The 9,301-nt window shown below is 62.9% G+C and carries 11 protein-coding genes and 1 riboswitch; of the genes, 5 read left to right on the top strand and 6 right to left on the bottom strand.

Annotated features, from left to right (window positions below; translation table 11 throughout):
• From E2583_RS20760 to E2583_RS20745, 4 genes are all read right to left on the bottom strand, one after another.
• On the bottom strand, window positions 1-406 hold a 406-nt coding region (locus E2583_RS20760; RefSeq protein ID WP_291598222.1), incomplete at its 3' end, for a helical backbone metal receptor.
• Window positions 403-990, bottom strand: a complete 588-nt coding sequence (locus tag E2583_RS20755) for a bifunctional adenosylcobinamide kinase/adenosylcobinamide-phosphate guanylyltransferase (protein ID WP_291598224.1) — start codon at window positions 988-990, stop codon at window positions 403-405. The genes E2583_RS20755 and E2583_RS20760, both read right to left, overlap by 4 nt.
• A 51-nt stretch (window positions 991-1,041) precedes the next feature.
• Window positions 1,042-2,454 (bottom strand): cobyrinate a,c-diamide synthase, encoded by a 1,413-nt coding sequence (locus tag E2583_RS20750; protein ID WP_291598220.1) that lies wholly within the window; start codon window positions 2,452-2,454, stop codon window positions 1,042-1,044.
• Between the two features lie 11 nt (window positions 2,455-2,465).
• A complete protein-coding gene (locus tag E2583_RS20745; RefSeq protein WP_291598218.1) occupies window positions 2,466-4,379 on the bottom strand; it encodes a TonB-dependent receptor in 1,914 nt (637 codons plus the stop codon).
• 67 nt (window positions 4,380-4,446) lie between these two features.
• A riboswitch (cobalamin riboswitch) is annotated at window positions 4,447-4,688 on the bottom strand.
• A gap of 240 nt (window positions 4,689-4,928) precedes the next feature.
• On the opposite strand from E2583_RS20745, the gene E2583_RS20740 reads away from it, so the two are divergent.
• The 4 genes from E2583_RS20740 (at window position 4,929) to E2583_RS20725 (ending at window position 7,190) form a co-directional block, all read left to right on the top strand.
• Complete coding sequence (locus E2583_RS20740) at window positions 4,929-5,138, top strand: hypothetical protein (RefSeq protein WP_043372215.1); 210 nt, start codon at window positions 4,929-4,931, stop codon at window positions 5,136-5,138.
• A 40-nt stretch (window positions 5,139-5,178) separates the two neighbouring features.
• A complete protein-coding gene (locus E2583_RS20735; protein WP_291598214.1) occupies window positions 5,179-5,559 on the top strand; it encodes a cell division protein ZapA in 381 nt (126 codons plus the stop codon).
• Window positions 5,560-6,152: 593 nt separating this feature from the next.
• Window positions 6,153-6,545 (top strand): MerR family transcriptional regulator, encoded by a 393-nt coding sequence (locus E2583_RS20730; protein WP_291598213.1) that lies wholly within the window; start codon window positions 6,153-6,155, stop codon window positions 6,543-6,545.
• 60 nt (window positions 6,546-6,605) lie between these two features.
• Entirely contained in the window at window positions 6,606-7,190 is a 585-nt protein-coding gene (locus tag E2583_RS20725) for an NAD(P)H-dependent oxidoreductase (protein ID WP_291598211.1), read from the top strand.
• A gap of 153 nt (window positions 7,191-7,343) precedes the next feature.
• Here E2583_RS20725 and E2583_RS20720 read toward each other — a convergent pair whose 3' ends face one another.
• Window positions 7,344-7,490 (bottom strand): hypothetical protein, encoded by a 147-nt coding sequence (locus tag E2583_RS20720; RefSeq protein ID WP_291598209.1) that lies wholly within the window; start codon window positions 7,488-7,490, stop codon window positions 7,344-7,346.
• Between the two features lie 108 nt (window positions 7,491-7,598).
• Window positions 7,599-7,772, bottom strand: coding sequence for a hypothetical protein (locus tag E2583_RS20715; protein WP_291598207.1), 174 nt, complete (start codon window positions 7,770-7,772; stop codon window positions 7,599-7,601).
• 398 nt (window positions 7,773-8,170) lie between these two features.
• Here E2583_RS20715 and E2583_RS20710 point away from each other — a divergent pair, with 398 nt between their 5' ends.
• Window positions 8,171-9,127: an AEC family transporter gene (locus E2583_RS20710; RefSeq protein ID WP_291598205.1), complete on the top strand. Its 957-nt coding sequence runs from the start codon at window positions 8,171-8,173 to the stop codon at window positions 9,125-9,127.
• Window positions 9,128-9,301 lie beyond the last annotated feature (174 nt).

Genomic DNA, 9,301 nt, shown 5'->3' with positions numbered 1-9,301 from the left:
CTTCCTCGTGGGTGCGCGGCTCCAGCGCCACCACCTTGAGGCCCAGCGCCTCCATGCGCGCAATGGCCCGTGACGCCATGGAAACCAGCACCAGATCTGGCTTGAGCGCCACAATGCTCTCGATATTCGGATCCAGCCCCCCGCCCACCACGGGCAAGGTCTTCACATGGGCGGGCCAGTTGGAATAGCGATCCACCCCCACCAGACGCTCGCAGCCGCCCAGTGCACATAGGCTCTCGGTCAGCGAAGGCAGCAGGCTGACGATGCGCTGCGGCGGCTTGGCCAGTTGCACCTGAATGCCGCGCGCATCAGAAATCTGCACGGGTTGAGCCACTGCAGGCAGGACGCTGACAAGCAGCAAGCCTGCCGCGACACAGGCCGCCAGGCGTTGGGTGATCGCTTTCATGCCTGCGGCCCTTTCAGCGCCAGCGGCAAGCCGGCACACATCAGCGTGACGCTTTCGCAATGCGCAGCCGCCTGCTGATTGAGCAAGCCCAGTGCATCGACAAAGGCGCGCGCTTCGCGCCCCATGGGAATCACGCCCAGACCGATTTCGTTGCCAACCAGAATGACGGGGCCGACCGCGGCATCAAGCGCTTTCAAAAAGAGAGCTAGCTGCGCTTGCCAGTCATGGGATTTAGGCTGATATGACTCCAAATTTTCAGCCTGTACGGGCATGGGCATCAGCCAGTTCGTCAGCCACAAGGTCAGGCAATCAATCACCAGCAGTCGCTGCGGGCTGCTGTGCCGGGCCAGCACCTGGGCCAGCTCGCGCGGCTCCTCAATAGTCAGCATGCCGGGCACGCGCTCGGCGCGGTCGCGCCGGTGGCGCGCAATGCGCTCGCTCATCTCCGCATCCCAGGCCTGGCCGGTGGCCACCAGCACCGCCTGATGCCCGGCATCCGCCTGCAGCCACTGCCGCGCCAGCAACTCTGCGCGACGGGATTTGCCGCTTTTCTGCCCCCCCAGAATCAGCTGGGTACGCGGCATGACGAAGGAGTAGGTGCTGGCAGGACTCATGGTGGGGATGGACAAAACGGCTCAGTCTTCGATTGTTGCGCCAAAAAGCGACGCCACCGCCGCCGGGCAGGAGGGGAACCAGGCATGAAAGTAACTGGCTTGCACACTGCCATATCGGTAGAGCGCCTCGCCACGGTCGGCCTGCACGGCCGCACCAGGGCGGCTGCTGCGAGTGAGCACCGGCATGGCGGTCTCCAGCCTCGTGTAGTGAAAGGTATGGCCGCGCAGCAGCCCGGCATCCAGTGCCAGCTGTTGCATGCCCAGACCGCCGAGCCGGCTTTGCATGATGACCTGGCCGGGCAGCAGCCCCCACATGGGCAGGGAACTGCCGTCGAGGGCCGTCACTGCGTCACACAGCGCCAGCATGCCGCCGCACTCGGCCCAGACCGGCTTGCCCTGCGCCATATGTGCGGCAATGCCGTCGCGCAACGGCCGATTCTCATGCAGGGCCCGGGCATGCAGCTCCGGATAGCCGCCGGGCAGCCAGATCGCATCGCAGGGCGGCAGCGCCTCGCCAGCCAGCGGCGAGAAAAAGCACAGCTCTGCCCCCATGGCACGCAGGCAGTCCAGATTGGCGGGATAGATGAACGAAAACGCCGCATCACGTGCAATGGCAATGCGACGGCCGCCCAGCCAGCGCTCCAGCCGAGCCTGATCGCCGGACATGTCGGGCGCGGCAAAATCCACGCACCAGTCCTGCCAGCTGGGCTGGCCGCCCTCCGAACTCCACGCCCTCTGCCCCAGCGGCGTCTGGGCCAGTGCATCGGCAGCGGCATCCAGGCGCTGCAGGGCATCGCCAAGCTCGTGGGCGGCGATCAGGCCCAGGTGGCGCTCCGGCAGCAGCGCCGCAGACCTGGCCTTGACAGCCACATCGCCCAGTTGCACCCCCGGCATGGCACCGAGCCACAGTGACTGGTCACGCAGGCCTTGCCTGAGCAGATCGGCATGGTGGGAGGTGGCCACCCGGTTGGCCAGCACGCCGGCCCAGCGCAGGCCATCCCGGTAATGCTGCAAGCCGTAGGCCAGTGCCCCGAAAGTGCCCGCCATGGCCGAGGCATCAACCACGGCCAGCACCGGCAAGCCCAACAGCTGCGCCAGGTCTGCGGCACTGAAGTTGCCGTCGAACAGGCCCATCACGCCCTCGACAAGAATCAGGTCGGCCTCCTGGGCCGCCTCATGCAGGCGTTGGCGCACATCGGCCTCGCCCGTCATCCACAAATCCACCGAATGCACGGGCGCGGCACTGGCCAGCTCATGCCAGTAGGGATCCAGAAAATCCGGCCCGCATTTGAACACACGCACCCGGCGCCCCTGGCGCGCATGCAGCCGTGCCAAGGCCGCCGTCACAGTGGTCTTGCCCTGACCAGAGGCCGGGGCACTGATCAGCAGCGCGGGGCAGCGGGTGGTTTTTTCCGGCATTGCGATGGATGTCATGGCGACCCTGTTCAGTTAGCTTCCCACTTCACACCGATATAGCCGCTGCGGCCTTCGGTGGCATAGGTTCGGGCCAGCTCATAGCGCTTGTCAGCCAGATTGTTGATGCGCGCCACCAGGCTCCATTCGCGGCTCAGCTGCTTTTGAGCACTCAGATTCCAGAGCGTGTAGCCGCCCAGCACGGTCTTGTTGGCAGCATCGTCAAAGCGCTTTCCGGCGGCCTGCATCTCGACGCCCAGCCTCCAGCCAGCCAGTGTGGTGTCGGCAGACAGATTGGCGTAACGCTTGGAGCGGCGAGCGAGTTGCAGATCCTTGTCGGTATCTCGCGGATCCTGGAAGTCCACCGAACCCTGCAGATTCACCATACCCAAGCGGGTGGTGGCGGCCAGGGTGATGCCTTCGTAGCGCGCCTTCGCCACATTGGCATAGCAGCCGCCGTAGGGACCGGTATTGCCCGCACAGGAGCCCGTCCCGCCGACATAGTTGATGAGATTCGAAACGTTGTTGCGATAGACCGTGGCCGAGAAACTATCGCTGCCCTGTCCCCATTTCAGGCCCAGTTCCACGTTGCGTCCTTTTTCCGGCGACAGACTGGCGTCGCCATATTGGCTGAAGCGCTGATAGAGGGTGGGTGCACGAAAGGCAGTGCCGGCCGACGCAGTGACGCGCCAGTTGGGCATGAACGCATAGCCATACGCAGCGCTGCCGGTGGTGTGGCCTCCGAACTCGCTGTCGCGGTCATGACGGGCGTTGAACTGCACCGTGTGCTTGCCCATATGCAGTCCATAGCCCAGCGCCAGCGCGTTCTGAGAGCGATTGCGGCTGCCGGTGTCCAGGCCGTTGTTGACCAGCTTGTCCTCGCGACGTTCCAGCGCGGCCGTCACGGTCTGCGCGCCCTGCCGCCATTCATTCTGGAACAGGTAGCTGTGCAAACGCGTATCGGTCTCATAGACACTGGGTTTGGTCTGGTAGAAATCGCGGGACTGGGTGTACTGAAGACGCGTGCTGTAGGCATCGCTCCACTTGGCCAGCCAGCTCAGGCCCACCGCATTCATCTTGTAGATGCTGCGGTCGTCGGCCATGGGACTGGTCTTGGAGACCGTGGCGTCATAACCCGCGTTCATGTAGCTGGTCAGCGCCGTGGCTTCCACACGTTGGTTGCTGTTGACCTGGTAGCCCACACGGCCGTTGAAGGCGTTGCTGCGATAGCCATCGGCATCGGGATTGAAACCCGCAGAGGTCTTGGCATTAAAGCCGTTGCTGCTGGCATGCGAAACACCCAGGCTGTAATCCCAGCCTGCAACACCACCGCTGATACCTGCCTGAGCCTTCACCGTGCCACGACTGCCCCAGCCCAGACCCACATAAGGCTTGGCTTTGCCCTCGCCCTTTTTGGTGAAGATCTGCACCACGCCGCCCATGGCGTCTGAGCCGTAGACAGCCGCCGCCGGGCCGCGCAACACTTCAATGCGGTCGATCGCTTCCAGCGGAATATCCTGCCAGGATGCACCGCCCGTGGACTGGGAGTCCACACGCACTCCATCGATATAGACAGCAGTGAAACGCGTGTCGGCACCGCGCAGATAAACGCTGGTGTTGGCGCCAGCACCTCCGTTGCGCACCATCTGCACACCCGGTAGACGCGAGAGCACATCGGCCACACCCACGGCACCCGCAGTTTCAATCGTTTCACGACCCACCACTGACATATCGGCCACCAGATCCGACAAAGGCTGTTCGATGCGATTGGCCGTGACCACGGTTTCTTTCATCTGCACCGCATCGGCCTGCGCAGCTGACTGAGCCTGTGCGGCAAACGCCATGGCCAACGTAGATGCCAGCAAGGTGGGACGGAGAACAAAAGAGGAGGCGCGTGCGCGCGAAGCCACCTGCGCCAGGCGCAGGGACGAAAATTGCGGACTCATGGAAAGCACACTTGAATACGCCCACGCCAGCCTACCCGCCGACATTGAGCAAACATACCTGCACAGAATGCAGGCAACCCATGTTGGCCGGTATCCGGGCTAGGCGAATCATCCTCTTGCCGGCCTTCCCAGCGCGCAGCGCCAGTGGCCATGGGGGAAAAGGCGGAGTGCCGCAGCATTCCATTCGCCGACCGTTGCGGGGGCAGCGCAGGTTCGGAGTGCCAGTGCATCTGGCCAGCCCCTCCCTGCTTCCCGTTGAACTGAGACCACCGGAAAGCGGCCTCGAGCACCAACAGGCGTCCATTGTAATGAGTGCCACGCGGCGCGAATCCTTCATTCGAAGTAGCCTTGCGCGGGTGAGGTGACGATTTTTTACCTTAAACCTGCGTTTGAGGCACACAGAACTTGCGCAGCACGCTACGATTTTGGGAGAAATACTGCAGTTTCCCGACTGCGACAGTCAAGCAGGCCGTGCTCTGGCGCAAACTGCGAATTTGCCTGCACATTTATACTCACCCACGGACTGCAAGACCTACAATGGCAGAGTCTATGACCACCCAGCCCTCTCTTGATCTCATTGCCGAGCGCGTGGAGCGTCTGCTGGTGCGCCACGAGGAACTGCAGCGCACCAACACCCTGCTCACCGATCAGGTCACCGCTCTGACGCAAGAGCGCGATTTGCTGCGTCTGCGCCTGCAGGCCGCTCGTGCGCGCGTCGATGCATTGATCGAACGCCTGCCCGCCAACCAGGGAGAGTGACAGCCGTCACCCTCCATCACCAGACCCGCCACTGACGCCCATGAAGCAGATCGATGTGCAAATCATGCAGCAAAGCTATGTGCTGACCTGCCCCGATGGTCAAGAAGAACGTGTGCAGGAAGCCGTTCGTCGCGTGGACGAGGCGATGACCCGCATCCGCGACAGCGGCAAGGTCCGTTCACGCGAGCGCGTCGCGGTGCTGGCAGCCCTCAACATGGCGTTCGATGTCCTTGACCGTGACGCCCAGCAAGCCCATATGGCCAGCGCCCAGGCGGAAATGCAGGCACTCGCCCAGGAGCAGACTGTCCCCCCCGAAGTCAATGCAGCTGCTCAGGCCGAATTGCAGCGTCAGCAGGAGCTGGCAGAGCAACTGGTGCTCAGGCTCGATCAGGCGCTGGACGCTGATGCCAGGCTGCTTTGATCAGTTAACCTCGGCGGCAAAGCAGTCATGAGCTCCGCACGACGGCCAATACCCGTTAGAATCGAGTCGTCTGCAAATCTGCCGGTTTTTATATTTCCTTGAACCAATGCTCCACGAGCACGGGCTTGATACATCACCTGTTGAGCGTGATCGTCTCGCGTTAGATGAACCCAACGATAGGTTGCTCTTGCCCACCTGAACCCCCGGTTCAGGATGACGAGCCGGTGGCATTTGCAGACACCTTTACCGACAAGCTGTCGATGCAGTGGGCTTGCAGCCATGAAGATGGGCTAACGATCAAAACCGGGCCACGCACAGGGATCAACAGCTTGCGCATCAGGATTGATGATCGGGCCCGCATGGCGGGCCTTTTTCTTGTCCGATGGTCTGAAGCCGTTCAGACAGCAGCCCCTGGTCTGCGCCGCCAGCACCATGAGCTCAAATTGCCGGGCGCAGACATCGACGTCCCCGTCACCAGTGCCAAGGCCTGCACACCCGCAACATGCTCGAGCGACTTCAGACATGCATGACATCTCACTCACCCGCCGTTTGCGCAATCACCGGTCAGGCCTGGGAACATCCGGTGGTCACTGATGCGCATCGGTGAACTCGCCGCACTCACCGGCTGCACGCCCAAGGCGCTGCGCCTGTACGAGGCGCATGGCCTGCTCGGCACCGTGGCTCGCAAGGGCAGCTACCGCAGCTATGGACCTGAAGACGTGCAGCGCGTGCATTGGATTCGGCAGGCGCAGGCCCTGGGATTTCGCCTGGCTGCGCTTCAGCCGCTGCGCGCCATCGACACCTCTGCGGGCGCAGCAGCCGTCCAGGCTCTGATCCGGTCACGGCGACGCGCCATTGCCCGGGAGCTGGCATGCCTGCAGGCTGCCGACGCCGCTCTCGCGGCACTGAGCGAAGAGTTGGCCGGCTGCGAGGACTCCAGCGGATGCAGCGCAGCCGACAGGCATCTACTCCAACCCAGGACTTGACTCTGTCCCACGGGGCAAGGTGATGCTGGCGGCCTTCAAACTCCGCGAGCCTCTATCACCATGTCCCGCCGCATTCTTGTCATCCTGGGCCAGCCCTCTTCCCACAGCCTGTGTTCAAGCCTGGCTCACGCCTATGCAGACGCTGCGCGCCAGTCGGGAGCCGAAGTGCGGCTGTTGTCCCTGGGAGACATGCATTTCGACCCCGTTCTGCGCCAGGGATATGCGCATGTCCAGCCGCTGGAGCCGGATCTGAACGACGCACAGATGGACATTCGCTGGGCGCAACATCTGGTATGGGTCTATCCCATCTGGTGGGGCGGACTCCCGGCGCTGCTCAAGGGCTTTCTGGATCGAATCTTCCTTCCAGGTTTCGCCTACAAGTACCGAACCAACTCCGTGTTGTGGGATCGCCTGCTGACGGGCCGCAGCGCGGAGCTGCTGGTGACCATGGACTCCCCGCCGTGGTACTACCGATGGATACAGCGCCAACCCGGTCACCGGCAAATGAAGCAGACCATTTTGCAGTTCTGCGGGATCCGTCCGGTGCGCATACACAGCTTCGGCCCGGTGGTCCACTCCAGCGATGCCGTACGTGCTCGATGGATCAAGCTGGCATGCAAGCTGGGCGCTCGTGCGGGCACCTGAGCTTGCATCTGCATGCATTGCGCGGGCGAGGCGGCGTGCAGGCAGACGACTTCCGCGAAGTCTTCCCCATGCCCTGCCCCATCCGTGCAACTGGCCAAATGCCTGGAGGCCTGATGGTCCCTCAGTCACGACGGCCTGCAGCCCATCCGGGACTTATCGGTGTTCCTGAACCACCTCAGGCACCGCATTGGCTGGCGCTGCCTCGGCGGCCGCCGACTTGCGCTGAGCCTTCTCCTCCTTTTTTTTCTTCTTTTCCAACTCGCGCTGCCGTTTTTCGAAGGGATAGTTTGGTTTGGGCATCGGAGACTTTCTGGGAGATGTGTGGCACTCACCATAACCGATATCCCGGCATGCGTCATGCTTGGGCCCCAGAATCGGCCGCGGCAGTTGCCGACAGACCTGGAGCGGCTAGTCGTCCTGTCCCAGGATCAGCAGAACCGCGCCGCCGAGCAGCAGCAGGACGGCCAGAGCCAGCCAAAGTTCGAGGTAGGCAATAGTGCCTTGGGCATCCAAGGCAATTCCTGCCGCGCACGACAGTGCAGCACTGACCAACAACAGGGTTCCCAATTTGCTGCGCAGCATGGCTTGTGTCCGGGTTTCTCTCTGAGGGGTTGCGCGATGGCGGCCATCTTGACCGGGCCTCCCGACCACCATCAATGTCCGGGACCAGAGGCTCGCCCATGCGCGAGCCGTCCCGACACCAGCTATTTTCGGCGATGACCGAGGCCGGGGCAGCCAAGCCTCAAGGTTTTTGTTACTGGAAGTAGCGCCTGCTCCAGACGCTTCAGGGCCCCTTGTGAACAGGGGGACTCAAGGGGCCGTGACACCGACGGACTGGCCCGCGGCGGCAGGCCTGACAAGCAAGACAGGCAGGAGCCCTAAACCGGTGAAAAGAAGAGTTAAGCTCTGCGCCCGGTGAATGCATAGTGCTCACACCCAGAGCAGTTGTGACCGGCGGCTCAGTTTAGTTGGAGAGTTGAATGAATGGTTCCGCGATAGCGGCACTGCTGCCAGTGATTGCATTGATCGGTACGGGGTTCGGAGTGGCGCGAGCCGGACTGGTACGACAGACCGCCGTCAAGGACCTGTCCAATCTGGTGTTCCTGCTGCTGCTGCCAGCACTGCTGTTTCGCACCATGGCGCAGGTGCATATTGCAGAGCTCGATTACCGCCCGATTGGCGTGTACTTTCTCTCGGCCATCCTCGTGTTCGTGGCAACCATGCTGGTCTATGGCTTCAACACTCTGGCTGCAGCGCGTGGTCTGGCCAGCATGTTCAGCAACGCCGCCATGATCGGCGTGCCGCTGGTGGGCCTGGCTTTTGGCGAGCAGGGACTGGTGACCTTGTTCACCCTGATCTCGGTGCATGCCCTGGTCCTGCTGACAGCCGCGACCATGCTCTTCGAGCTGGCCTCCTCGCGCGAGAAGCAGGCAGACGATACCCATGACAGCCGATCCCTGGGACGCACGGCCTGGCAGGCCGTACGCAACAGCATCATCCATCCCGTGCCGCTGCCGATTCTCGCGGGTCTGATGTGGTCCCTCACCGGCTGGCCTCTAGCGGATGTCCTGGATACCTCGCTCAAGATGCTGGGCTCCGCCATGGGCCCCATGGCACTGCTGCTGGTCGGGATCACACTGGCCTATACCAAGATCGGCGCGCACTGGCGCCCCGCAATGCGCATCACACTGGTCAAATCGCTGGTGCATCCCCTGGTGTTTCTCGCCTGCGCCTGGCTGCTGCAGCTGCGCGGCCCGGCGATGGGAGTGATGCTGATCTGCTCGGCCTTGCCTGTGGGCGCCAACGCCTTGCTCTTTACTCAGCGCTACCGTGTCGCCCAGGACGAAGTCGTCGCCGGCATTGCGCTTTCCACCTTGCTGGCTCTGGTGACCCTGCCTCTGCTGCTGATGCTGCTGCATGTCCTGCATGCGGCCTGAACACGGCTCATCCCCCGATGGATCAGCGGGATCGGCCCGCCTGGCTGCGCAGGCAGCGGCAGGTATCACGCGCAGGCTCATGCCCCCACATCCCCACTTTCCTGCAGACATGTCGCCCGCGAATCCGAGGAGATCGCTCTGGCCGCAGCTCGGTTGAAGAGACGGCAAAGCGCA

This window comes from Comamonas sp., from assembly GCF_009360615.1.
GTDB lineage: Bacteria > Pseudomonadota > Gammaproteobacteria > Burkholderiales > Burkholderiaceae_C > Comamonas.
The sequence above is the reverse complement of the archived record's forward strand: the minus strand, read 5'-3'. Positions and strand labels throughout refer to the sequence as shown.